General features: G+C 65.9%; 19 protein-coding genes and 1 riboswitch. Of the genes, 7 read left to right on the forward strand and 12 right to left on the reverse strand.

Annotation, left to right across the window (positions count from 1 at the left end; genetic code table 11):
* The 4 genes from TX88_RS05755 to TX88_RS05770 form a co-directional block, all read right to left on the reverse strand.
* The coding region (locus TX88_RS05755; RefSeq protein WP_244438369.1) for a BTAD domain-containing putative transcriptional regulator at positions 1-8,899 on the reverse strand (8,899 nt) is incomplete at its 3' end.
* A gap of 87 nt (positions 8,900-8,986) precedes the next feature.
* The gene (locus TX88_RS05760) at positions 8,987-9,610 is read right to left on the reverse strand and encodes a TIGR03085 family metal-binding protein (RefSeq protein ID WP_044515317.1); all 624 of its coding nucleotides are present in this window, start codon (positions 9,608-9,610) and stop codon (positions 8,987-8,989) included.
* A gap of 9 nt (positions 9,611-9,619) precedes the next feature.
* Positions 9,620-10,168, reverse strand: a complete 549-nt coding sequence (locus TX88_RS05765; protein ID WP_409365850.1) for a hypothetical protein — start codon at positions 10,166-10,168, stop codon at positions 9,620-9,622.
* 37 nt (positions 10,169-10,205) lie between these two features.
* Entirely contained in the window at positions 10,206-10,925 is a 720-nt protein-coding gene (locus tag TX88_RS05770) for an MBL fold metallo-hydrolase (RefSeq protein ID WP_044519137.1), read from the reverse strand.
* Positions 10,926-11,021: 96 nt separating this feature from the next.
* Here TX88_RS05770 and TX88_RS05775 point away from each other — a divergent pair, with 96 nt between their 5' ends.
* Entirely contained in the window at positions 11,022-11,801 is a 780-nt protein-coding gene (locus TX88_RS05775) for a hypothetical protein (RefSeq protein ID WP_049924857.1), read from the forward strand.
* Positions 11,802-11,808: 7 nt separating this feature from the next.
* Here TX88_RS05775 and TX88_RS05780 read toward each other — a convergent pair whose 3' ends face one another.
* The 5 genes from TX88_RS05780 to TX88_RS05800 are packed head-to-tail and all read right to left on the reverse strand — an operon-like array spanning position 11,809 to position 16,920.
* Entirely contained in the window at positions 11,809-12,969 is a 1,161-nt protein-coding gene (locus TX88_RS05780) for a lipase family protein (RefSeq protein WP_044519138.1), read from the reverse strand.
* 32 nt (positions 12,970-13,001) lie between these two features.
* Entirely contained in the window at positions 13,002-13,970 is a 969-nt protein-coding gene (locus TX88_RS05785; RefSeq protein WP_044515321.1) for an ABC transporter substrate-binding protein, read from the reverse strand.
* Positions 13,971-14,000: 30 nt separating this feature from the next.
* Positions 14,001-14,759 carry an ABC transporter ATP-binding protein gene (locus TX88_RS05790; RefSeq protein WP_044515323.1) on the reverse strand — a complete coding sequence of 253 codons (759 nt, stop codon included), beginning with the start codon at positions 14,757-14,759 and terminating at the stop codon, positions 14,001-14,003.
* Positions 14,759-15,598 (reverse strand): ABC transporter permease, encoded by an 840-nt coding sequence (locus tag TX88_RS05795; RefSeq protein WP_044515324.1) that lies wholly within the window; start codon positions 15,596-15,598, stop codon positions 14,759-14,761. The genes TX88_RS05790 and TX88_RS05795 overlap by 1 nt, the downstream gene beginning before the upstream one ends.
* The gene (locus TX88_RS05800; RefSeq protein WP_044515326.1) at positions 15,595-16,920 is read right to left on the reverse strand and encodes an aryl-sulfate sulfotransferase; all 1,326 of its coding nucleotides are present in this window, start codon (positions 16,918-16,920) and stop codon (positions 15,595-15,597) included. Before TX88_RS05800 ends, TX88_RS05795 begins: the two co-directional genes overlap by 4 nt.
* 187 nt (positions 16,921-17,107) lie before the next feature.
* Here TX88_RS05800 and TX88_RS05805 point away from each other — a divergent pair, with 187 nt between their 5' ends.
* Positions 17,108-18,085 (forward strand): LacI family DNA-binding transcriptional regulator, encoded by a 978-nt coding sequence (locus TX88_RS05805; RefSeq protein ID WP_044515327.1) that lies wholly within the window; start codon positions 17,108-17,110, stop codon positions 18,083-18,085.
* A 121-nt stretch (positions 18,086-18,206) separates the two neighbouring features.
* Here the strand turns inward: TX88_RS05805 and TX88_RS05810 are convergent, their stop codons facing one another.
* Positions 18,207-18,833: a TetR/AcrR family transcriptional regulator gene (locus tag TX88_RS05810; RefSeq protein WP_044515329.1), complete on the reverse strand. Its 627-nt coding sequence runs from the start codon at positions 18,831-18,833 to the stop codon at positions 18,207-18,209.
* Complete coding sequence (locus TX88_RS05815) at positions 18,817-19,662, reverse strand: oxidoreductase (RefSeq protein WP_044519139.1); 846 nt, start codon at positions 19,660-19,662, stop codon at positions 18,817-18,819. Before TX88_RS05815 ends, TX88_RS05810 begins: the two co-directional genes overlap by 17 nt.
* A 160-nt stretch (positions 19,663-19,822) precedes the next feature.
* Here TX88_RS05815 and TX88_RS05820 point away from each other — a divergent pair, with 160 nt between their 5' ends.
* Genes TX88_RS05820 through TX88_RS05835 form a run of 4 tightly spaced genes read left to right on the forward strand, consistent with a single transcriptional unit; the run spans position 19,823 to position 24,281 of the window.
* Positions 19,823-21,268, forward strand: coding sequence for a long-chain-fatty-acid--protein ligase (locus TX88_RS05820; protein WP_044515330.1), 1,446 nt, complete (start codon positions 19,823-19,825; stop codon positions 21,266-21,268).
* Positions 21,265-22,737, forward strand: a complete 1,473-nt coding sequence (locus tag TX88_RS05825) for an acyl-CoA reductase (protein ID WP_044515331.1) — start codon at positions 21,265-21,267, stop codon at positions 22,735-22,737. Before TX88_RS05820 ends, TX88_RS05825 begins: the two co-directional genes overlap by 4 nt.
* Positions 22,738-23,670 carry an SDR family NAD(P)-dependent oxidoreductase gene (locus TX88_RS05830; protein ID WP_044515333.1) on the forward strand — a complete coding sequence of 311 codons (933 nt, stop codon included), beginning with the start codon at positions 22,738-22,740 and terminating at the stop codon, positions 23,668-23,670. It abuts the gene before it with no gap.
* A gap of 35 nt (positions 23,671-23,705) precedes the next feature.
* A complete protein-coding gene (locus TX88_RS05835) occupies positions 23,706-24,281 on the forward strand; it encodes a TetR/AcrR family transcriptional regulator (protein ID WP_044515335.1) in 576 nt (191 codons plus the stop codon).
* Positions 24,282-24,297: 16 nt separating this feature from the next.
* On the opposite strand, the gene TX88_RS05840 is transcribed toward TX88_RS05835, so the two are convergent.
* Positions 24,298-24,510, reverse strand: coding sequence for a TOBE domain-containing protein (locus TX88_RS05840; RefSeq protein WP_044515336.1), 213 nt, complete (start codon positions 24,508-24,510; stop codon positions 24,298-24,300).
* Between the two features lie 168 nt (positions 24,511-24,678).
* Here TX88_RS05840 and speB point away from each other — a divergent pair, with 168 nt between their 5' ends.
* A complete protein-coding gene (speB, locus tag TX88_RS05845) occupies positions 24,679-25,680 on the forward strand; it encodes an agmatinase (protein ID WP_044515338.1) in 1,002 nt (333 codons plus the stop codon).
* A gap of 35 nt (positions 25,681-25,715) precedes the next feature.
* A riboswitch (glycine riboswitch) is annotated at positions 25,716-25,806 on the forward strand.
* Positions 25,807-25,843: the final 37 nt, after the last annotated feature.

Here is a 25,843-nt window from a genome sequence, read left to right on the forward strand (position 1 = left end):
TATGCCTTTCCATTCCACGCAGGGATGAGCTCAAACCCTTTCGCCTGTCGTCTGATTGACCGTCCGCGGTCATGAGGGCAACCAAACCCGCCAAGTCACGGCGATTGAAGGCATCCGCCAGGCGAGCCCAGATCCGGGTTGCGGCACTATCCAGCCGCGGGGACGAACGACTGAGTTCGTCGAACCTTGCCAGTGCGGCGTCGTGATCTGCCTCGTCGAAGACTTCGCAGCGGCTGATCAGATCGCCTTCGACTGTAAAAAGGTCGATCAACCGCCATTCACCGTCAAAGCCCTCAGGCGAGGTTCCCTTCAGCACCTGGGTAACGACCGCCCCGAGTTCGCTGAGCCGATGAACTGCCTCGATGTAAACGCTCGTATTTGGGATGACGTCCCACACGGCACCGACAAATGCGGCCAGATCGACGGCGTCGACCGACAGGACGGGTCGATGATCGATGTACGGCATGTTCGGCGTTGTCGCGGGAACTTCATGCTGCTTGAACGCTGCTTGGGCACCGGCGATCACCGACCACGTCTGCGCATGGGCTGCGGCCTCACCTGCGAGGTATCGCGCGTCGAGTTCGGTGAAGGCAGCGTCGATGTCGTCGAGGTCGAACAGAACAGCCGCGGCAAAACGGTTGTCGGTGCCAATCTCCAGCACGCATAGCATTTCGAGGCCGTATGGGTCGGGTTGGTCGGCGCCCGATACACGGGTTCGTTGGAGCGCGAGGCGATCGCCCCGAGTCGCGAGCACGACTGTGCTGAATCTTCTGACTCCGATGTCGACGACGGCCCGCAAGTTTGCGATCTGAGCATCCCGACCGCGCTGGATACCCGCGCTCACCACTCGACGACGATCGTCGTTGTACGCATCGTCGGCGAGCATGTTCGCCATGGCGTCCCAGTCGGGGGCTTCAAGATATTCGTTGAACCGGGCATACAGTCGGCTTGCGGCGTTCTCCAATCGCGGTACAGGACGACTGAGTTCGTCGAACCTTGCTAGCGCGGCGTCGAGGTCGTCCTCATCGAAGACTTCGCAGCGACTGATCAAATCGCCATCGATTGTCAGCACTCCAACTATCCGCCACTCGGCGTCGAAGCCTTCGTCCGAGGTGCCGTGTGCCACTTGCGTGATGACCGAACCGTATTCGGTCAGTCGGTGTACCGCCTCGACGTGATGCGTCATCACCGGGGTATGTTCCAGCGCTGTACGGAGAAGCTCCTTCATGCCGCCCGCATCGATGCTTACAGCTCGTCGATGATCGACGTCCGCGAAATCTGCTGTTGTTGACGGAAGTTCGTGCCGGTTGAGTGCGGCGCAAGCAGCCATCGTGACCGACCAGGCGCGCGCATTGTCTGCCGTTTCACCGGCCAGGTAGCGCGCGTCGAGCTCGTCAACCGCAGCGTCGAAGTCGTCGGGGTCGAAGTTGACTACAGCGGAGATGCGTTCGTCGGTATTCACGACGACGACTTCGAGAAGGTCGACTTGATACGCATCGGTCTGTTCGTGGCCGACTGCGTATTGAGTGTGCCTGAGCGCCAGGTGCTCACCGCGGATCGCAAGGACTGTTGTCGCTGTGATCCCGGCGCCGAGTCCGGCGATCACGCGGGCGTCTTCGAGAGCAGCATCCCGACCGCGCCGGATGCCTGAACTTACTATGCGACGACGATCCTCACTGCAGATGTCTTCGGACAGCATGTTCGGCATCGCGTCCAGATCGGCTTTTGCCAAACACTTCTGGAAGCGTTCGAACGCACGACTTGCTGCGTTGCTCAGCTTCGCCGTGCGATTGAGGTCGTCGAACCGGGCAAGAGCGCTATCCAGGTCATCCTCATCGAACATCTCGCTACGGTTGAACAGTTCGCCGTCGAGCGTCATCAGGTGGATCTCGCGCCACTCCGCCTCAAATCCCTCTCGCGAAGTTCCGCGCAACGCATGGGTGACGACGGCACCGTGATCGTTCAACCGATGTACCGCCTCGATACGGAAACTGATGTCCGGAATCTGATCCCAGGCACGGCGCGTGTAGTCCTTGATATCGCCGGGCGCGAACGATGTCACCCTCCGGTGGTCGACGCTCACATGGTCGACGGTCGTTGCGGGCATTTCGCGCCGGTTGAGTGCGGCGTATGCGCCCACGACCGCCGACCACGAGGGTGCGTGCGGCGCAGCTTCGCCGGCGAGGTAGCGCGCGTCGAGCTCGTCAATCGCGGCGTCGAAAGCGTTGTGGTCGAACGTGACGGTTGCTGCAATTCGATTGTCGGCGTCGATTTCGATCACGTGCAGGAGATCGAGGCCGAACTCCTCAGGTGCCCCACCGCCGAGCGAGAATCGAGCGCTTGCGAGGACGACGCGTTCGCCACGGATCGCTATGGGTGTCGGCGTTTGTGAGGCGCCGAGGTCAGCTGCTATCCGGAAGTTCTCGATGAAAGTGTCCCGCCCGGTTTGCAGGTCGGCGTTTATCACCCGACGACGGTCGTCGAATCTGATGTCGTCAATCACCATGTTCGCCATGGCGTCCCAGTCTCGGGCGGCGAACCGCTCTAGAAAGCGATCGGTCGCTCGGCGTGCTGCGTTCTCCAATCGCCGGACTGGCCGGCTGAGTTCGTCGAATTTCGCAACTGCCGCGTCGAGCTCTGACTCGTCGAAGAGTTCGCAGCGGGTGATCAGATCGCCTTCAACCATTAAGACACAAATATCCCGCCATTCAGCCTGGAAACCCTCGCGCGAGGTCGCTAATCCTGCCTGAGTTATGACAGCCCCGTTATCGCCGAGCTGGTGCACCGCTTCAATATGGATGGTGGCGTCTGGCGTGATGTCCCAGATCGCGCGGAGTGAAGGCCCCAGCTTGCCCGCTTCGATCGCGATGAGACGTCGGTGGTCTATGAACTCGATGGGAATCCAGTTCGGTGTCTTTGTGGGCAGTTTGCGCCGGTTGAGGACGGCATAGGCGGCCGTGATGGCCGACCACGTGTGTGCGTGAGCGGAGGCCTCGCCGGCGAGGTAGCGAGCATCGAGTTCCTTTAAAGCGTCGTCGACGTCGTCGAGGTCGAACTGGACGGCGACCACCATCTGCTCGTCGGCGTTGATCTCAGCGATGCCGAGCAACTCGGCGTGAAACGCCTCGGGTCCTTGGCCCGAGAAACGGAGATGACGGAGCACGAGGCGGTCTCCGCGGGTCGCAATGACTGTCGACGTTATGGACCTTGCACCGAGGTCTGCGCCCGTCCGCATGTTGGCGATCATGGCGTCGCGACCGCGCCGGAGGCCGGCGTTCGCAACGCGTCGACGATCGTCGTCGAGAATGTCCTCGGCCATTACTTCCGCCATGCTTGTCCAATCGCGGGAGGCGAAATAGGCGAAAACGCGGTCGTACACACGGCTGGCCGCGTTGCCCAGCGGCAGTGTCGGTCGAGCGAGCTCGTCGAGCTTCGCAAGCGCAACGTCGAGGTCCGTCTCATCGAATAGTTCGGAGCGGGAGAGTAATTCACCTTCAAAACCGAGAAGCTGGAGGCCCCGCCACTCGGCCTCGAAGCCGCCCTGCGAGGTTCCCTGGGCAACGTGAGTGACGACGGCCCCGTGGTCGGCGAGACGATGCACCGCCGCGATGTAGATCGTGGTGTCCGGTGTGTCTTCCCATGTGGCTTGGATAAACCTGACCACGTCGCCGGGAGCGAAAGCTGCTGCGCGACGGTTGTCTACGTTCATCCAGTCGGCTGTCGTCGCGGGGACCTCGCGTCGGTTGAAGCTGGCGTAGTTCTTCAGGACAACGGACCAGGTCTGCGCATACGGGGCGGCTTCGCCTGCGAGATAGCGGGCGTCGAGTTCGGCGAGGGCGGCGTCGAACTCATCGAGATCGAACACGACCTTTTCGGTCATCAACCCTTGGCTGTCGACTTCGGTGATCTCCAGCGTTTCAACGCAAAATGCGGCGGGCTCCTCGAACCTCTCGCGGCTCAGACACAGGCGATCGCCGCGCACCGCGATAGTCGACTTCGTAACCGCGACCCCCAAGGCTGCGATCGAACAGATGTTGTCGACCGCGGTCGCGCGGCCATTGATTTCACAGCGGAAGCCTTGACGTCTGTCATCAAGCCGCGTGTCCTCGGTGAACAGCGCACCGATCTCGTCAAGACGATTGGCGAGAGAGAGCGTGATCAAGCGATCATCAGCCCGGGTCGCCGCGTTCGCCAGTGACACCCGCGGACGTTCGTCTTCGAACCGAGCGTGCAAGGAATCGAGTTCGGCCAGCGCTGCATCCATATCGTCGACGTCGAACCATATTTGCAGAGCAATTCGGCCGTCGTCGTCGATGCCGAACACCTGGAGGACTTCGTCCTTGGGTGCGCCAGGGCTTTCATCGACAGTGCCCAGGATGACCCGTGCAAGTGCGAGACGCTCGCCTCGTACGGCAAGAATGACGTGCTCCGCCCGCATGATCCTGTTCTCGAGGTCGCACCTCGTCTGGTGCATCACGTCGTGGGGTGAGAATTCGGTCCGCTCGAAGCCAACGAGCTTGCGCCTACTCTCGATGTAGCCTTCGGGAGCGAAGATCCGCTCGAACTCGTCCCACTCTCCGGAGTCGATAGCAGCTACCGCGCGGTCGCTTGCCCGCGTGCAGGCGGTATCCGAATAGCGCTGGGGCACTTGGGACTGCGATTGTTGTTGCAGCGCTTCGAATCGCTCGTACTGCGCGTCGAGTTCGGCGAGCGCGGCATCGATATCTTCGATGTCGAACCACACCTGTAATGCGATCAGGCCGTCCTCGTCGAGGCCGATCACCTGGAACAACTCGTCCTGTGGTGCCCCGCGGCTTATGTCGTCAGTGCCTACAGACAACCTGACCAGAGCGAGGCGCTCACCCCGCGCGGCGACGAATACCGGCCGGTGTTGGACCATTCCCAACTCGAGATACCGCCGCATCTCGCGTGGCCAATCGCGCGGCGGAAGGTTGATAGGGGTAAAGCCGACGATCCTTCGGCGGCTCTCGACAACGACGCCGGGCGCAAAAAGCCCCTCAAGGTCGCCCCAGGCTTCCTGTTCAACAGCGGCGGCCAGTTGCTTGCACACTCGTACGCATGCGTTGTTCGGCTCGATGGCCGGTGATTCTGGTGGCGCGGTAGGCGCAGAGGGGGTTTGCCCACCGAGACGGCCACGCGCCTTTTCAGCAAGTGCCACAGCGCCTTTCTGCTCGTACAGTTCGGATGATCGCTCGGCCGCAACGCGTGCACCAGCACTGTCGCCGGCCGCCCTCAACACCGCCGCCAGGACAAGACACGCGTCGCCGTGATCTACCAGCGCATCAGTGCGTTCGGCGATGGCGACGGCCTCCTCGGCGACCAGTCGGGCCTCCTCATGGGCGCCACCCCGCGAAAGTAGCTGCGCCCGAACCGTGCGCCAGGCGATCGCCGGCTTCAACGCGTGCCCGGCGAGCCGCTCACTCTCCGAGCACAGTTCGTCAGCCTCGGTGTCCCTGCCCAACGCGAGGCACGCACGCGCCAGCAGCGCGGCCACCTCCGCTGTATCGGCATCCAGCCTCATCCGACGGAAACCGTTGTAGGCAAGCCGAAGATGTTCGTCGGCCGCGGCGGGATCATCGAGCACCAGCTCGACGATGCCGGCGAAGTGCTCGACTTCGAGCAGCGCATGGCGCAGGCCAAGCTCGGTGACGGTGCGCCGGGCGGAGTCGATCATCCGCCGGGCCGCAGCGGCCCGGCCACGGAACGCCTCCAGCACAGCTTGGCACCGGGTCGACGTCGCTTCGACCGCAGGTGAATCGGTCGTAATCCGCAGTAGACGCACTACGTCAAGGCACCGCCCGCCCGCCCGCGGAACCGGGTTGGGTCCCCACAACGCGGCCAGTGGTGCGCCCGCCAGCACCGCATTCACCAGACGGTGTTCACGCGCCTGGCGCGCTGCGGTGAGCGCGTTGTCCAACGCGAGCTCGCAGTCGGCGACGCGTCCGAGACGGGCAAGGCACCCGGCTCGCACGGTGTGGGCTTTGGCTTCCCCTGCAGCGTCGCCCAATTCGGCCAGCGTCACGGCGGCCGCCGCCACCGCGGATTCGATGTCGTCCAGGCGCTCGGGATCGACGAGCATCGAGAGCTGGCCGTCGAAGCATGTCGCCCATGCCGCCAGCCGTGCTGAATCGCGCGTTCCTTCTTTCAGTTGCGACACGGCGCCTGCCGCCGAAGACACATCGCCCGCGGCCAGCAGCGCCTCACAGCGCGCCACCAGAAGTTCGACACGCTGGTCGTCCCGGTCGGGCAGCTCGTCGTCCAGTTCCTCCAGCGCGTGCAGGGCGTGGTCGTAAAGGTCGGCGGCGCCCTCGTAGGCCAGTCGCGTCATCGCCTGGTCCGCAGCGCGACGGCAGTACTCGACGGCCTTGAGTGCGTTTCCCGCCCAGGCGCATTCGAAGTAGTGGTGGGCCAGGTCGGCCAACAGTTCGTCATCGGCACCCGGCGTCGTCTCCAGCGTCGCCGCGATGCGCTGGTGCAGCCGCATGCGCCGCACGGACGCCAGCTCGGCAAGCAGCGATTGTCGGACGATGGCGTGGTTGAAGCGGTAGCGACCGCCGGGTTCCTCGATGAGGATCGCGGCCTGGCATGCCTCGTCGAATGCGTCGACCAAGTCCTGACCGACCACTTGCTCGACCAGTTCCAGGGCGAACTGGCTGCCCACCACCGCGGCCGCGGCCAATGCCTTGTTCGTCTCGACCGGGAGCCGGGAAAGCCTGCGGCTCACGGCTTCCCGGACGCCCTGTGGCAGGGTGCTCGGGTCCCAGTGTCCGCCGCTCTCGTCCACATGACGCAAGGCCTCGATGAGGAAGAACGGGTTGCCACCGGTGACCGATGCCAACGCGCGGGCCAACTCTTCGTCGGCGTATCCAGCCTCGGCCACATACGTGCTGACGTCGTCCACATCAAGGCCGTTGAGGGCAATGCGGTTGGCGCTCCCGTCACGGTGGAGGTCGGCGAGCATCGCCGCCAGCGGGTGGGAGCGATCGAGGTCCGTACTGCGGTAGGTGCCCACGATCTGCACGCGAGCGTGCTCTCCGAAGCGCAGAAGGTGGCGTAGCAGAAGCAAAGTGGGCTTGGCCGCCCAATGAAGGTCGTCGAGCACCAGGACGATGGGTGCTTCCACCGACGCGACTCCGAGCAGGGCCACGACGGCATCGAACAGTGCGTAGCGTTCGGTGTCCGGGTCTCCGTGAGGTGGCGCCGCGAGATCGGGGAGGACATCGGTCAACCCGGGAACCAGCGGCAGTAATGCCTCGATGCCACGCAGCCCGCGCAGCCGACTGGTACCGACGCAGGGCACGAGCGTGCGCAGGGCCTCCGCGAACGGCTGGTAGGGCGCACCGAGGTCTTCGTCGGAACGGCCGTAGAGCACCACCGCACCCTGCTCATAGGCCTGCCGGCCCCATTCGCCGGCCAGGCGGGTCTTGCCGACGCCTGGTTCGCCCGCGATCAGTACGGCGCGGGTGCCGGCCAGGACCGTCTGGTGCCAGGCGGCGAGAAGCTCGGCGAGCTCGCGGGCGCGCCCGACGAAAGGGCCAGGTCCTGTGAGCACCGCGGGCATCGGCGGCCGCTCGATGGGTGTATCGCTGGTCGGCGGTGGACTTTCGGCGGTCTGCAGGCGCAGCTCGAAGATGTGCTCGGGCCGTGCCAGGTTCTTCAACTGACGCATGCCCAGGTCGACGAGCGCGACGTCGTCGGACAAGGTGTCGATGACCAGCTCGGCGGTCGCACCCGAACACAGGATCTGGCCACCCGAGGCCTGCGACCGCAGCCGGGCGGCGCGGTTGACGGCGCGACCGAAGTAGTCGCCGTCCCGGAGCTCGGCCTCGCCGGTGTGCAGGGAAATGCGGATACGCATCGGTTCGGCCAGCGGCCACGGTTCGTGGAAGATCGCGTCCTGCAACTCGATCGCGGCGGCTGCGGCTGCTGACGGGCGGTCGAAGACCGAGAACGTGGCATCACCCTCGCCGCGTGTCTTGATCAGACGGCCGCCGCGGGATGTGACGACCTGTTCGACGAGCTCGTCGTGCCGCGCGAGTGCGAGAGCCATGGCGTCGGCGTCTGCCTCCCAGGCGGCTGTCGACCCTTCGATGTCGGTCAATAGGAAGGTCACGGCCCGCGTCACAGACGGAACGTGTTGGGTTGCAGGGGCTTCGAGCTCGGGATCCTGGGCGACGATCGCGGCTTCCAGCCGCCGCAGTTCGGGTCCCGGGTCGACCCCGAGCTCATCGGCCAACAATGAGCGGGCCCGGCGGTAGGCGCCGAGCGCCTCGCCCTGCCTGCCGGCCCGGTAGAGCGCGAGCATCAGCTGGCCCCAACGTCTTTCGCGCAGCGGTGCGTCCGCCACGGCCGCCTCGAGGTCGCCGATGATCTCCGCCGCACGGCCGGTCGCCAGGAGCGCATCCGCCCGGTCCTCGACCAGTGCCGCGTGGCCCTCGATCCACCGGGTCTTCTCGGACACTCCCCGTCGGCAGTCGGGCAGTTCGGGGATTCCTCGCCACAGGGCGACTGCCTCGTCGAATCGAGTCACGGCACCACCGGTGTCACCGGCGCCGAGTGCGTCCCTGCCGGATTTGGCGAGCGACTTGTACCGCGAGGCGTCGGTCTCGGCCGTGTTCAGGCGCCATCCGGTTCCCTCGGTCAATACGAAGCCGTCGCCGAGAGCATGACGCAACGCGGAGATATGGGTCTGCAGGGCCTTGGCGGCGGTACGTGGCGGATCGTCGCCCCAGAGCAATTCCATCAGCACGTCGGCCGGTACAACCGAACCACCGTGCAATCCGAGCATCGTGAGGATGGCACGCGGCTTCGCGCCCGGTATCACGACGGGCGCACCGTCCATTCGGACCTGAAGAGGCCCCAAAACCCCCAGTTCCACCGATGAAAGCGTACCCACGCGCCCATCGTCGGGGCGACGATTCAACGCACGATCAAGAATCAGTAAAGCCGGGGACTACCTGGTGTTTTACAGCCCGCGACGGGCGGCGCGCAGCGCGGCGACGGCAGCGTCGTCACCGGAGAACGTCACCCAGGCCGGCTCCCGGCCGGCGGCGAACAACAACAGCTCGCCCGGCTCTCCCGTCACCGTCACCTCCGGACCGGCGCCCACGGTGGCCAGCGTCTTGCCCGCCGGGGTGGTCAAGGCCACCCGGGCCGGAGATTTGCCCATCGTCATCCGGGCCATCGCGGCGATCCCGCGAGACAGCGCGGACACCGTTGCGTCATCGAGATCCCTTGGCTCCCAATTTGGTTGAGCCCGGCGCACATCCTCGTTGTGGATGTACATCTCGGCCACGTTGACCAGCGGGTCCAGCAGTTTGAACGGGGAGTACAGCGGCGGACCGGCAGCGATCTGGTCGACCAGGTCGCCCCACTCGGTGCTCTCGGTGACCTTCTGCTGCACGCGCTCGGTGTAGCCCGCGAGTTGGGGCACCAGGATGCCGGGGGCGGCGTCGAGGCGCCGCTCGCGCACCACCAGATGGGCGGCCAAGTCACGCGCGGTCCAGCCCTCACAGAGGGTCGGGGCATCAGGGCCTGCGGCACGCATGGACTCGACCAGGGCGGCACGTTCGCGCCGAGCGACAGTCATGCGCCAACTCTAGAAGGTTTTCACGCCCTCGACAGCGATGGTCATCCCATGCCCGGTGCCGTCATTGCTGATCCGGGTGCCGTCCTCACTCGCATCGATGGTCCAGCCCACCGCGCTGTACTTGCGGTAATCGAGGGTGACCACCGGAATGTCACCGAGGTTTCCCACCACCCATTTGATCTGGCCACCGGGGGTGAGACTGACGCCGGTCGCGTGCTCACCGTCGATGACCGGTGCGTTGGTGAAGTCTGATTCGCAGCCGACGTACTGCTGGGACAGCTGGCAGCGGGTCTTACCGGACTTGGTCTCGATGAAGACGTACCCGTTCTCCGGCTGCAGCGGGGTGGCCCCGGACGGCGCATGGGAGGTGCTGGGTGGAGCCGCTGCGGTGGTGCTCGGCGAGGGCGCCGGGCTGGACCGGGTGGGCCGTGCCGTCGGGAAACTGGGCTCGGTCGGTGATTGCGGGCTGGTGCTCGGGGTGCCCTCGATACTCGATTGGCAGCCGGACAACAGCACACCCACAGCCAGCAGGGCGCTCAGCGGTTGCCACGCCTTCACCGCGCCAAGGCTACGCATCGCGCGCGATCGGAGCGGGTTATGACGCGCCGAAAAGCCCTGCGTAACCGTCGGCCAGCGCACGTAGCTGCCGGGCCCCGTCGCCATGGAACGAAGCGCCGTGCATGATCGCCAACGTGGTGGGGTTCAGCTCGGCGAGCCGGGTCAACGTGGGCGTCAGATTCGTGGTCAGGCCGGTGGCATGGAACAGTGCTTCCGCCTCCAATGCCGGTGCCACACAATCGGACTCGGTGAGGGGTGAACATCGACCGATGTGGGTGAACAGGTCACCGGCGAGCAGCGTCGAGGTAGCCTCGTCGAACCACAACCCGGCTTCCCAGTTGTGCGGCACATGTGGTGTGGCGATGAACCGAAGGCGATGCCCACCGATGTCGTGCGCGGCCTCCGCCGGCGCGGTGACCGGCGCACGGTCACACATGTCGGTCAGCGACAACATGACGGCCAGGCGGCCGTGGATCACTTCGGCGTTGGGTGCAGCCGCCAGGAACTGGTTGACCGCGCCACACTCGTCGGCTTCCAGATGGCCGAACGAGATCCAGCGCAGCCGGGTCAGCGGCAGGACCCGTTCGATGGCCACCGAGACCTGCGGGAACAGGAACCGCTGCCCGGTATGGAAGAGGAACGGCTCCTCCCCAATCAGCAGGAACTGATTGAACGTGAAGCCGCGCTCGGTGATCCCCGGTATCCAGGTGGACAGTCGATAGATGTCCGGGGCGATCTCGTCGACTCGGGTTTCCAGGTCGGAGGCCATGAGTACATCGTCCACCTGGGGAAATCCGATGGACGGGTTTTGCCGTCTTGGGGATTTCCCAGTTGCGTCACTTACCGTCGTCGCGTGCTCGGCAAAGCCCTCGATGCGTTTCTGGACTCTCCGTTGTCCGGAATCGTGCCGTGGGCGCTGATGGCGATCCTGGCCGGTCCCGGCCGGTACGAGATTGCGGTGTGGGGCGCACTCGGTTTCTCACTGCTGGTGCTGGCCCTGGACCGGCGTCGCCATATTCCGGTGCACGTGTTCGAGGGGCTCGGAGTCGCCTTCTTCGTGGTGCTCGCCGTCGTGGGCTTGGTGGCCTCCAGCGGCCAGAAGGCCTGGCTGGAAATGTGGTCGGGAGAGATCACCAACGCCACGCTCGCATTGTTCGCCCTGGTCAGTGTGGTGATCGGCCGGCCGTACACGACGGCCTACGCTCGCGACGTCACTCCGCCGGACCATTGGGATACGCCGCTGTTCAAGCGCACCAACATGGTGGTGTCCGCGGTGTGGGCGGCGGCATTCGGCTTCTCGGCGTCGGTCGGGTTCCTCGGCGATGTGGTTTACGGCAGCACCGACAACTTCTGGACCGGCTGGATTCTTCAGCTGGCCGCGCTGTTCTTCGCCGTGGCCGTCACCGAGTTCTATCCCGAGTACGCCCGGGCCAAGGATGCGGCGCACACGCACCATCCGGTGCCGTCGTGGTCGCAGGTGTTCGAGTGGCTGCCGCCGTTCGTCCTGGCCACCGGCGTCGCCGGGTGGCTGCTGGCGACGGTCAGCAGCGGAGTGGCCTCTGATCTGGTGGTGGTCGGTGCGCTCGGGACGGCACTGCTGCGGTTGCGTGACCAGCGCGCGCGGGCACTGTAGGTAGGTGTCAGCGTGGACAGGTGTTGACCGTTTTCCCGTCCATCACCGTGTTCACAAAGTCCTGGACGTCCGGTAGTGAGGCGCCGATGACGCCACGGTGGTCCTGACCGGCATACACCCGGTAGTCGACTGCGACGTCCTTGTCGCACATGGCTTTTGCCAGTGCGTCGACACCAGGTTGGGTAACCGCGGTGTCGGCGGTGCCCTGCGCGATCATGACCGGTACCCCCGGGCTGAGGCGGGTCGGATCTTGGCGGCCGAGGTAGTCCTGCAGGGGGGTCACATTCGCATCCGCCGCGAAGACCTGTGCCGACGGCACCGGTGCAACGGCGCGGATCTGACCGATGCACGCAGTGCGGGCCGCGGTCAACAAGGGCTGCGCTTGCGGTGTGAAGATCTCATCCGGCTCGATGCCCGGATCGACCACGGCGGCGCCGAGCACCAGCAGTGGCAGGAAAGCCTGTGTTCCAACGGCGTCCGGACTTCCGGAGCGTACGAAGTCGACTGCCTGGCTCATCCCCACCCCGCCGGGCGCGAGTGCCGCCGCGCCTTTCAGGTCGAGTTCGGGTGCGCGCTGCCCACCATCCTGGGCGGTGAACAACGCGGCCTGCCCGCCCTGGCTGTGACCGATGGCAACCCAGTCCGTGCCGATGCCGGAGTTCAGTTCGCGGGCCGCCCGCACGATGTCGGTGACAGTGTTCGCCTCGCTGGTGCCGTCGACGTAGGGATGCCCGCCGGGGGTGCCCAGCCCCTGGTAGTCGGTTTGGACGACGGCGTAGCCGCGCGCCACCCAGGTGTCGAGCATCGTGGTCACCGGTCCGAGGTAGTCGTGGGCCAGACCGTCGGGCGTATCGACCGAGGGGGCGCAGGTGTCGGCGTAGCCGGTGGTGCCGTGGGCCCAGGAGATCACCGGCCAGCCGTCCTCGGGCGGCGGCGACTTCGGGACGGCCACTGTGCCTGACACCACGATGGGTTGGCCGTGCGCATCGTCGGAGACGTAGGTGATCAACCGGGTCTCACCGCTGGGCAGCGCGGCGGTGGTGGTCAGCGGCCGAGCGGTGAGTAGCTGCCCGGGATGCAGCCCGGGTTGGGCGGCCGTCGCACAGCTGGTGACCACGGCCGCTGCGGCCGTAGCGGCCGCAGCGGCGAGTAGGCGATTTCTGGTCATGGCTTCCATTGTGTCGGCCGAGGGCTCCGTGCCTAGGGTGCCGACTGCGGCAGGAACTGGTTGTCGAGGAACTTCGCGTAGTCCGGCAGTTGCGTGCCCGGGTCGATGGACTTCTGCGTCTTGGCCCACGCCCCGAGTTCGGCCAGCTTGTCCGCCAGGTCCGGCTTCAGCTGCAGAGTGAAGTCGAACTCGCCGAGCACGGTGCCCAACAGCTCAGGGTCCAGCTGGGTGGCCTTGGCGACGGCGTCGACGGCGGCCTTGTCGTGCTGGGACAGGGCGGCGCCGGCGTCACCGAGTGCGGCCAGGAACGCGGTGATCGCCTTGCCCTTGGTCGAGACAGCCGATTCGGTGGCGACGAACAGGCTGTGCTGGTTGTAGGTTCCGCCGGTCAGGGCCACGGCGTCGTCGCCGAGGGCCTTGATGGTCTGCGCCTGGTAGGGCTGGAAGATCGACACGGCGTCGACATTGCGCTGGGTGGCGGCGGTCACGATCGCCGACGGGGCGACCTGGACGAGCTCAGCCTTGATGTTGTTCTGTGCCAAGGCGTTCGACACGAAGTAGGCAGCACTGGTGCCCAATGGAGTGCCGATCGACTTGCCGGCCAGATCCGCGACGGTGTTGATGCCCGCGCTGCGCCGGGCGACGATACGCGAGCCTTCCCAGCGGGAACCGTCGGCGATCACCCGCAGGGTGGGGGTACGGGTCAGCGCGGCCGAGGTCGGCACATCGGCGGCGGTGGTGATGTCGACCTGACCGGCGGCCGCGGCCTGCAGTGCCTCGACGCCGGACTGGAAGTTCACCACCTTGACGTTCACGTTGTGCTTGCCGAACAGGCCGGTGTCGGCGGCGACGGGGATCTGCGCCCAGGACGGGTCGACGACGAATCCGACGGTGAGCTGATCGGCGTTCGCGGTGCCCGAGTCGGTGCAGGCGGTGGCTGTCACGGCCAGTGCGGCAGCGGCAACTGCCGCGGCGACGATGCGCCGAAGAGGAGTCTTCACGGTATGGGTTTCCTTTGTGGGGGTAGGGGATCAGTGCGCGGCGTGGTCGATGCCGAGCTGGTGGTGCAGGGTCTTGCGGATCTCGCTGTAGCCGGGCTGGTCCGCCAGCGCGTCGGCGGGCCTGGGCCGGCTCAACGGGTTGGTGATCTGATCGGCGATCTGCCCGTCGCGCAGCACGCTGACGGTGTCGCCGAGCCGGATCGCCTCGTCGATGTCGTGCGTGACGAAGACGATCGTGCGGTTCAACCGCGTCCACAGATCGATGAGCAGATCCTGCATGCGCAGCCGGGTGAGTGCGTCGAGCGCCGCGAACGGTTCGTCCATCAGCATCACCGTCGGCTCCCCGGCCAGCACGCGGGCGATACTGACCCGTTGGCGCATACCGCCGGACAACTCACCGGGGCGCTGGGTGGCCACCTCGTCACGCAGGCCCACCAAGTCGAGCAGTTCGTGGATCTTGTCCCGGCGCTCGGGTTTTGACAGCCGCCGGGCCGCCAGGGCGAAGTCGATGTTGTCGGCGACCGTCATCCACGGGAACAGCACATCGCGTTGGAAGGCGACGCCGCGTCGGGGATGCGGTGCGGTGACTGCCTCGCCACTGTCGGTCACCGAGCCCGTGGTCGCGGTGATCAGTCCGGCCAGACAGTGCAGCAGTGTCGATTTGCCGCTGCCGGACGCGCCGACGAGGACGGAGAACGAGCCGTCGGGAATCGTCAGGGAAATGCCCTTGAGCGTCGGCTCCTGCTTGCCGGGGAACTTCACCACGAGATCGTGGGTCTGGATGGCCATCAGCGCTCCTCTTGAGCCCAACGGGTGAACGGGGACGTGACCGAGGCGACCAACAGGTCGCACAGCGCGCCGACGATGCCGAGGATGATCAGGCAGAAGATCAGCCGATCGGCCTGGGAGAACAGCTGTGCCTGGGAGATCCGGTAGCCGATACCCGCAGTGGTGCCGGTCATCTCGGCCACCACGATGAGCACGAACGCCATCGCGGCCCCCACCCGCAGGCCCGATGCGATATCGGGGGCGGCCTCGGGCAGCACCACTTTGGACAACGTCTGCCAGCGGCCGGCCCCCAGGCAGCGGGCGGCCTTCAGATAGTCGACCGGTGTGCTCGCCAACCCGGAATGACTGTTGATCCATACCGGGACGAAGACGCCGAGCGCGATGACCAGGAGCTTGCTGTTCTCGCCCAGCCCGAACCACAGGATCGCCAATGGGACCAGGCCGATCGTCGGGATCGGCGAGAACACCCGCAGAACCGGTTGCAGCAGGTTGCGCCCCGCCTTGGTGGTTGCGGTGAACACCGCGACGACGATCCCGGTGGCGGCACCGATCGCGAAACCGACTGCCGCCCTGCGCAAACTGGCGACGATGTCGTCGGCCAGCAGGCCCTCGGTCCACAGGGTGTGCCCGGCGGCGAGGATCTCGGGCACACTCGGGAACAGCTGCCGCGGGAACCGCCCGGTCGCCACGACCAGCGACCACAACGCCGCGGCGATCCCCAGGCCGGCGACCGTCCAGCCCAGGACACCCAACCGGGCGAACGCCGACCGGACCCGGGCCGGGCCCGGGTATCGGCCCGCGCTCGCGGCCGGTGTCCGGACCGCCAAACCGGCTGTCATGGAAGGCTTTCCGATTCAGTCCCGACTGCGTGCAGCGGTTCGCGCGAGACCCCCGCGGGCACCCAGTCGAACGGCACGGCCTGCGATCGGTACACCAGCGCGGTCCGGGTGAGCCGGTCGACCCCGGGCACCCTGGTCTGCTTGACTTCGGGCTCACCGGCCACGCCGTAACCCTGGTAGGGGCTGTGGTACTCCCACACCACATCACCGTCGGGGGTGACCTGGAACAACCGTCCCTGCATCCCTTCGGTGATCAAGGTGTTGCCGTTGGGAAGTCGCTGGGCATTGCTGACGAACGAACTGAAGAAGGTCCAGGACGGCAGGCCCGAGTCTTCAGCGGTGTACTGCCACACGATTTCCTTGGTGGCGGGATCGATTTCGAGGATCCGCGACCCGGCGTAGATGCCCAGCGGTGCGGCCGGGTATCCGGCGCCGCCCTGATTGTCGAACACCAGGATGTTGCCCGCACCGGGAAGGCCCGCGGCGATCATGTGGGGGTTGTGCTGACCGGAGGTCTGATCGACCGGGCGCGGCACCTTGTGCACGTTGATCCGCTGATGCTGGGCGCCGAACTCGGCGTCGTAGTAGGGGCCCAGCTTCCACGCGATGGCTCCGGACGACTTGTCGATCAGGGCGACGATGTTGGCCTTGCGGAAGCTGATCAGGATGTTGTCGGGGTGGAAGACGGAGCCCGGATCATCCACATACCACCGGTTGGGCCCAAGGGTTTTGGCGCTGTTCATCTCCAGGTATCCCCAGGGATCATCAGGGTCGCGAGCGACGGTCTGGCGCAGGGCATCCCATCCCGCCTCGGAGAATCCGAACTCGTCGAGGTGATCGCCGGCCAGCCACTGCCAGACGATCTCGCCTTCGGGTGTGACTTCGTAAAGTCCCTGATCGCCTACGGTGTGCTCACCGAGAGCGGCCACCACACGGGGAACGGTGACCAGGATCAACCGGTTGCCGTTGGGCAACAGTTCCCAGTCGTGGTTCTGCCGGGCCGCACCGTCAGGCGCCTGCGTGCCCCACTCCCAGACGATCTCGCCGTCCCAGTCGAGTTGGCCGACGGTGCCGTTGGCGTAGATGCCGCCGCGGGCGTCGTCGCTGTCGGACAGTTGCACCCCGACGTCGCCCAGGCGCCCGTCGTTGAGGGCAGGGTCCAGAATGCGCGGTGGGACACCGGCATACGGCCACTCGTGCACCACGGTGCCGTTGAGGTCGATCACCCGGGTGGTTCCGTCGGCGCCGGTGAACAGGATGTAACTGTCGTGGACAAGGTCGGGATCGAGGTAGCTGACTCCGCTAGGACGTACAAATGCCATGTCAGTTACTCCACCAATGTCCGGTTACAACCACGGGTCCTCCTCGTTACGGTTCTAATCGATTAGCGTAAGCAGGCGAAGCGTGGGCGGAACCGTCACAATCGAGGTGATTCAAACTCTTTCGAGCCGTCATCTACGAGCGGAGGGTCCAGCCGTTGTGAGTGGTAAACGTCCGACACTGGCAGATGTGGCCAGCCGCGCCGGCACTTCGACGGCGGTGGTGAGTTATGTGCTCAACAACGGCCCGCGGCCGGTGTCAGAATTATTGCGGGCCAAGGTGATCAGTGCGATCGACGAGTTGAACTACCGGCCCGATGTACGGGCCAGGGCGCTGCGCCGGTCGCGGCGATGGCGGCAGATCGGACTGTTGGTCCCCGACCTCACGCTGCCGCTGTTCGGTGAGTTCGTGGGGCGGATCGAGATCGAAGCCCGGGCACGCGACCACCTGACATTGATCGGTAACACCGGCTACGACCCCGAGCGTGAACTTGAGTTCGCGGCCGCGTTCGCCGAAGTCGGTGTCGACGGACTGCTGGTGGTCGGTGCGGCGAACGCCCCCGGAACGGCGAATTTGTGTCGGCAGGAACGTATTCCGGTGGTGTGGATGCACAACATCCGCGGTGACGTGGAAGCCGACATCGTCGGGGTGGATCACGTGAATGCCGGCGCACTCGTCGCCCGACACCTGCTGGATGTCCATGACTGCCGCGACATCGCATTCGTCGGCGGTTTCACCGAGGACGACGTTCATCACGGTGACCGCGAAACCGTGCAACAGCGGTTCGAGGGCGTCGCCTCCGTCGTGGGTCAGGATCTCCCGCTCATCCGGACCGATCTCACCCCGTCCGGCGCATACGACGCGGTCGGAGAGTTTCTGCGTCGCGTCGAACACGTCCCGCGCGCGTTCGTGGTGGGCACCTATGGTCAGTCGGCCGCCGCGATCCGGGCGATCGGCGATGCGGGGCTGCGGGTGCCCGGCGACATCGGGGTGGTCGGTTTCGACGGCAGCGCCGTCGATTACGGGCAGGTGCGGCTCACCGCGGTGCAACAACCCGTCGATGCCTTGGCGCGCCAGGCGCTCGGCCTGTTGCTCGGGGATGCCCCGGTTGCCGGGGAGGGGCTGACGCCCGTGCTGCGGGTGGGGGAGACCTGCGGGTGCGGGTGAGCCAAGGCTCAGTAGTAACAGCAGTACCGCCACGACGGCGTATATGCGATCTGAAAACGTGGTACCACAGGCGGTACCACGTTTCTACATTGCGTATTCGACGCGTTGTCGATGGTTGCCACTAGCCGGTATCTGGAAGCAGTCCCCGTAGCGCGGTCGCGGCCAGCCGGCGTGCGTGTTCCTCAGTGAGGGCGCAATGGCCGGTCATGCGCCGGAAGATGAGTGGGCCGAACAGGATGTCGATGACATCGTCGATCGCGATGTCGGCGTCGGCGTCGCCGCGGTCCACCCCGCGCTGCCATAGCTCGGTGATCGCGGCGCGGCGGCCGTTGAGGAAGTACTCACGAAAATACGCTGCGCCGCTCGCATCCTCGACACAGGCCGCGAGCAACTGAGCGAACACCTGACCGCGGGCACTGGCGTAGAACGCCGAGACGCGCACCACCTGCTCGGTGAGATCTCCTGTGGTGCTGCCGGTGTCAGGAAGCGGCAGTGCTTCGGCCATCATGGTGCCGAATGCCTCGGCCGCGACGGCGGTACGCGACGGCCAGTGCTTGTACAGCGTGGCCTTGCTGGCGCCGGACCGCGCCGCGATCGCGTCCATGGTGGCCGACGGGAATCCGCCCTCGTCGAGCAGTTCGGCGGTTGCAATCAGGATCGCCTGGTGGATGCGGTCGCTGCGCGCGCCGGTGGGGCGGACGAAATCCTCGCCCGCCCCACCGACTGCAGTCTCAGCTCGCGGCGACATCGTCGAAATCCGTTGATTCCGAGACACTTCGCCATTGTGCGAGCTCGTTCTGGACGTGGGCGATCTTGCCCTCGACTGCCGCGATGGTGTCGTTGCCCAGCAGGAGGCGCAGCGGCGGCTGTGACGCTTCGACGACGTCGATGATGGCCTTGGCGGCCTTCACCGGGTCGCCGGGCTGATCGTGATTGCGTTCCCCCGCGGCGACGCGCATCTGGCCGGCGGGGCCGTCGGCGTAGTCGTCGATGACATTGCGCTGGGTCTGCAGGCTCGACGAGTCGAGGAAGTCGGTGCGGAAGTAGCCGGGCTCGACGACCATGACGTGCACGCCCAGCGGTTGCAGTTCGGCGTGCAGTGCCTCGGAGAGTGCTTCGACGGCGAACTTGGTCGACGCGTAGACACCCCACCCGGGCGAGCCGACGAATCCGCCGACCGAGGAGATGTTGACGATGGTGCCCGACCGCTGGGCCCGCAGCACCGGGGTGACGGCACGGGTGACGGTCAGCAGCCCGAAGACGTTCGTCTCATAGACCGCCCGCACCTCGACGTCGGTGGCTTCTTCGACGGCGCCGAGCAGGCCGCGCCCGGCATTGTTGATCAGTACGTCGATGCGGCCGAAGCGATCGACCGCGGCCTGTGCGGCCTGTCGCGCCTGCTCCTCGTTGGTGACGTCCAGGGCCACGGCGAGCACGTTGTCGTTCTCGCCCAGTGCGGTGGTGACGGCGGCGGCATCGCGTGCGGTGGCGACGACCTGATGACCGCGGGCGAGTGCGTCGCGGGCGATCTGCAATCCGAATCCGCGGGAAGCTCCGGTGATGAACCAAACGCTCATGTCTTTGACCACCTGTTCTCTGTCTATCTGAACTGTACGTCCAGTTTAGTTATGCCGATGGTCCATGCAACGGAGTCGTTCGCGGAGGTATTCCGCGGACTATTAATTGCATAACAATGCACGCTTGCATTGAACTGCAATTGATGCGTACGGTCATGCCATGACGACACAGCAGTCGGCGCCCCCGGATCGGCGCACGGTGGAAGAGTTCATGGATGACCCGATCGGATACTTCGGGGAGTCGCTGACGCGGATGCACAGCGTGCCGCGCGCGGAGCTCGAAGAACTGCAGCGGCAGGCGATGGCGATCAGGTTCGGGCAGCACCGTCGCAGCATCGAGATCGTGCGCAAGCTCGCGGACCGGCTCGGCGTCGACGAGCTGCATCGGTTCGACGACGTCGTCCCGCTGCTGTTGCCGCACACCGCGTACAAGTCGTATCCCGCGGTGTTGGTCGACAACAAGCGCTTCGACCTGCTGACCCATTGGCTGGGCAAGCTGACCAGCTATGACCTGTCGGGGGTCGACACCCAGGGCTGCACGGGGATCGACGACTGGATCGAGCGGCTCGATCGGCAGACGCCGCTGGAGGTGATCACCTCCAGCGGGACCACCGGCACGCTGTCGATCATCCCCAAGGACAAGCAGGGTGCTCGCGAGGGCATGATCCTGTGGAAGATCTGCCTGTTCCAGACCTTCGGTACCGAACCGACTGCCGCGGAACTCAATCCGAAGGTCGAGGTGATCTGGCCGAACTTCGCCAGCGGCAAGCTCGGCCACCTGCGTATCGCCGACATGATCAAGGGTGGGTTCACCGGCGGCGACGAGACCAAGTTCCATGCCCTCTATCCAGAGGCGGTCGACACCGACCTGATGTTCCTCGCCTCGAAGATGCGTGCGGCGGCGTCGCGCGGTGAACTGGACCGGCTGGTGATCGACCCGGCGCTGTCCGCGCGTAAGGACGAGTTCATCGCGATGCAGGCGCGCCAGCCCGAGGACCTGGACAAGTTCTTCACCACGATCACCGAGAAGCTGGCCGGTAGGCGGGTTTTCATGATCGGCACCTACAACCTGATGTACGACGTGGCCAAAGCCGGCCTGGATCGCGGCATCTCCGGCGTCTTCGCCACGGACTCGGCGATCCTCACCGGCGGCGGCATGAAAGGCTTCGTGCTTCCGGACGACTACATGGACGTGATCCGGCGGTTCCTCGGGGTCGAGCGCATCCAGGAGGGCTACGGCTTTTCCGAGCAGAGCGCATTTCACTGGGGGTGCAGCGAGGGGCGCTATCACGTGCAGCCGTGGGTGATTCCCTTCGTTCTCGACCCGGAGACCAGCGAGCCGCTGCCTCGCACCGGGCGGCAGACCGGACGGGCGGCGGTGTACGACCTTCTCCTCAAGGCGCATTGGGGCGGCGCGATCTCCGGCGACGAGGTGACGATCGACTGGGACCTGAAATGCCCGTGCGGCCAGACCAGCGTCGCCTTCGAGCACGACATCATCCGCTACAGCGAGAAACAGGGCGTCGACGATGACCGGATCACGTGTGCGGCCACCCATGAAGTCCACAACGAGGCGGTCAACTTCATGAAGGCGTTCGAATCATGAGTGCCGCCTATGCCGTTCCCCTCGTCCTGCGCGGCGAGCTCATCACCGATGATCTGGTGTCGTTCGGAACACGCAGCGGTGCGGCGGAATTCGAGGCTCCGGACATGTACCGCATCGTGGATCGGCTGCCGTTGTCCAGCCCGGCGCAGATGGCCGACCTGTACGAGCTGAGTTTCGACGAGATCCTTGATGTCCTGGAGGCTCTCGGCGACGCCTTGGCCTTCGACACCAATCCCCATCTGCAGCAGGCGTATGAGGCGGCACTGGTGGCCAATGTCCTGCCGGCCCGGATGCTGGAGAACAGCTACCGCGTTCTGCAGCCCCTGTTTTCCCGGCCGAACGTGTTGGAGGTGGCCGACAGTGAGGTCGGCCTGGATTACCTCAACGGGTGGGTGCCGCGCCGGCTGGCCGACGGCCGCGAGGTTCGGGTGCGCGCCTTCGGCGCCCGTACAGTGCACATCCCGGCCGGCAATGGGGGACTGGTTTCGGCGGTGACGGTCCTGCGGTCGGTGATCACCCGCTCCGATGCGATCATCAAGGCGCCGTCGAATGATCCGCTCACCGCGGTCGCCATCGCACGGACGCTGGCCGAGGTGGCCCCCGGCCATCCCATCACCAGACATCTTTCGGTCGGCTACTGGAAAGGCGGCGACGTCGAGGTCGAGGAGGCCCTGTACCGGCCCGAGCACATCGAAAAGATCGTCGCGTGGGGCGGTTTGGCGTCGGTCAAGCACGTCACCCGCTACATCCAGCCCGGGCTGGAACTGATCTCGCTCGACCCCAAACGCAGCGCGACCATCATCGGGGGTGAGGCGTTCGCCGACGAGACGACAATGCGTGAGGTGGCCCGGGCGGCGGCGGTCGACATCGGCGTCGCCAATCAGGAGGGCTGTGCGAATGCCCGGGTGATCTACGTCTTGAGCGGAACCGACGAGGCCGGTGTCGACACGGCGAACCGCTTCGGCGAGATGATCTACCAGGAACTGACCGCGCTGCCCGAGTTCGTCAGCACCGCACCGCGGTATCCGAACCGCGACCTGCTCGAGTATGTGGAGTCGTCGCGGTTGACCGAGGACTTCTACCGGGTGTTCGGTGGCCGAAACCGTGAGGGCGCGATCATCGTGTCGCAGTTCGACTCCCAGGTGGACTACTCGTCGATGCTGTCCGGGCGGGTGGCCAACGTGGTGCCGGTCGACAGCATCGACAAGGTCACCGAAGCCGTCAACTCCTACACCCAGACGATCGGCATCTACCCGGAGTCACTGAAGCGGCGACTGCGCGACACCCTCGGACTGTTCGGTGCGCAGCGGCTAACCACCCTGGGGTATGCCTGCAGCGTGCCCATCGCCGCACCGCAGGACGGTATCGAACCGATCCGGCGGATGTGCAAATGGATCGTCGAGGAATCGTGCGACCCTGATGCGGTGACCCCGCTGTGGCGCCTGGCCGCGGCAGGCAGAGAGGCATAGATGTCTGTACCGACCGCACCCACCGCCCTCGACATGGTCGACGGGATCGATCTGGGCGGCAAGACGTGTGTGATCACCGGGGCCACTTCAGGACTCGGCCGTGAGTCGGCGCTGGCCCTGGCCGTGGCCGGTGCCCATGTGGTGCTGGCCGCACGCAGCCCTGAGGCGTTGACCGAGTCCGCGGATCGGATCCGCTCCGAGGCGCCGGGGGCGCGAGTCTCCACGGCCCGGCTGGACCTGGCCTCGCTGGCCGGTGTCCGGGCCGGCGCCGAGTCGATCAGCAGGATCGCCCCGGTCATCGATGTCCTGATGAACAACGCCGGCGTCATGTTCACCCCATTCGGCCGCACCGCCGACGGATTCGAAATGCAGTTCGGGACAAATCATCTCGGCCATTTCGAACTGACCCGCCTGCTCACGCCGCAGCTGTCGGCCGCCGACGGGGCCCGGGTGGTGATCCTGTCCTCGGACGGCCACACGATGGCCGACGTCGACCTCGACGATCCCAACTGGGAGCGGCGAAGCTACGACAAGTTCCTCGCCTATGGGGCGTCGAAAACCGCGAACATCCTGCACATGGTCGAACTCGACCGGCGGCTCGGCGGCCACGGGGTACGCGCCTGTTGCGTGCACCCGGGCGTCGTCGCCACCTCGCTGGCCCGGCACATGACCCGCGACGACTTCGCGGCGCTCAACGACATCACGCCCGCCAGGCCGAGCGCAGGGACCGAACGTATCGACGTCCGTCACGACTTCGTGCTCCCGGACCAGGGGGCGGCGACGCAGGTGTGGGCCGCGGTGAGCCCGGAGCTGGCCGGGGTCGGCTCGGTGTACCTGGCGGACTGCCGGATCCGGCCCGAGCTCGTTCCGTACGCGGTCGATCCGGACCGGGCGGCCCAGCTGTGGGACCTGTCGGAATCCCTGTGCAGCTGACCGGTTTTGCCGGGCCATCGGTAAGGTCGGTGGCCATGGATCGAACGCAGCGGCGCAAACAGGAAGTGCGCGAGCGCATACTGCAGGCCGCATTCGATCTGTTCCTGTCGCAGGGCGTCGACGCCACCAAGATCGAGGACATCTGCGAGCGGGCCGACGTTGCGAACCGGACCTTCTTCAACCACTTCGCCACCCGGCAGGACATGCTGGCCGCGCTGGCCGAGCAGCGGTTGCTCAACCTGCAGGAGGTGTTGCGCGACCGGTCGGGCGAGCCGGTGCCTGCGCGACTCATCGGGCTCTTCGACGACATCGCCGGCACGCTGACCCGGTCCGGCGACACCTACCGCGAACTGATCGGGGCGATGTTCGCCACCACCGGGTTGCGGCTGCCGCGGGGCTACGGGCTGCACCAGACGTTCGTCGAATTGATCGAGGACGGTGTCGCGCGGGGCGAGGTCACGCGTAAACACGATCCGCGCACCCTGGCCGACATCATCGTCGGCGCGTTGGTCGGCGGCGTCATCAGTTGGACCACCGAGGAGAGCTACTCGCTCGACGCCGGCCTGCACGACCTGGCCGTTGCGCTGGTGGACCTGCTGCAGGCGGGCTGAGGCGGCGTACCCGACGTCAGTCGACGCCGAGCATCACCTCGGTCGACTTGACCAGGACCGTCGCCGCGGTGCCCGGCGCGAGACCCAGTTCCTCGACGGCTTCCTTCGTGATGGAGGCCGTGACGATCTGGTCACCGCCGTCGAGCTTGACCTTCACGGTCGCCATGACGGCGCCGATCGTGACCTCGGTGACCGTGCCGGTGAGCTGGTTACGGGTGGACAGACGCATCGCGGACCTCCGTCGATCAGTGGCTGACGTGCGGCTCTGACGATAGGCGCTTGTGCGATTGCTCAAAGGCACTCGTCAGTGTTTGGGCATTATCTGCTCGCTACGGGTGTGCACCGGGAGTGATGCTGACTGTCAACACCCGGCGAGTCGAAAGGCTGGAAACCACAGATGAGCACGCATAACGGCATCATCGGCGCACTGCCCGCCACCCAGGTCCCGCGCTACGCCGGGAAGGGCACCTTCGCCCGGATCGCCGACATCCACGAGGTGTCCGACTACGACATCGCGATCCTCGGCGTGCCCTTCGACGGCGGCACCTCCTACCGTCCCGGTGCCCGGTTCGGTCCGATGGCGGTCCGGCAGGCCGCGCGCACCCTTCGTCCCGGCTATCACGTCGAACTCGGCGTCGCGCCGCTGGAGCACGTGCAGGTGGTCGATGCCGGAGACGTCGCCGTGACGCCGTACAACATCGCCGAGGCCTGCCAGCAGATCCAGGATCACGCCTCCGACATCCTGGCCGGCGGCGACCGTCGGATCGTGTCCATCGGCGGTGACCACACCATCGCGCTGCCGAACCTGCGGGCCCTGCACGCGAAGCACGGTCCCGTCGCGCTGGTCCACTTCGACGCGCACCTGGACACCTGGGACACCTACTTCAACGCGCCGGTCACGCACGGCACGATCTTCCGCCGGGCGTTCGAGGAGGGATTGCTGATCGAGGATCACTCGATCCACGTCGGCATCCGCGGCCCGATCTACGACCAGATCGATCTCGACGACGACGCCCGCATGGGATTCAAGATCATCCGGGCGGGCGACCTCGACGTGATCGGCACCGACGCGGCCGTCGACGTGGTGCGCCGCCGGGTCGACGACCTCCCGGTCTACCTCTCAATCGACATCGATGTGCTCGACCCGGCGTTCGCCCCGGGCACCGGCACCCCCGAATCCGGTGGCCTGACCTCGCGCGAGCTGCTGAAGATGCTGCGCAAGATGTCCGGCCTCAACATCGTCGGCGCCGACGTCGTCGAGGTGGCCCCCGCCTACGACCATGCCGAAATCACCAGCGTGGCGGCGGCCACGGTGGTGTTCGACATCGTGTCGCTCATGGTCGCCGGACGGCAGTCGAATCTGCCCGTCAACGGTGAGGTTGCGGCCACGGCGCAATGATCGAGTAGCATCCGTCACATAACTCAATACGTCGATGACGCATTGTGGGAGAACCTCCGATTCCGGAGGCGCCGTAGGAGCAACTCCTCCCCGGGAATCTCTCAGGCCCAATACCGCAGTGTCGAGACAACTCTGGAGAACAGCGCGATCGCAGGATCGGGCT

The sequence above is a fragment of the Mycolicibacterium septicum DSM 44393 genome (assembly GCF_000455325.1).
GTDB classification, from domain to species: domain Bacteria; phylum Actinomycetota; class Actinomycetes; order Mycobacteriales; family Mycobacteriaceae; genus Mycobacterium; species Mycobacterium septicum.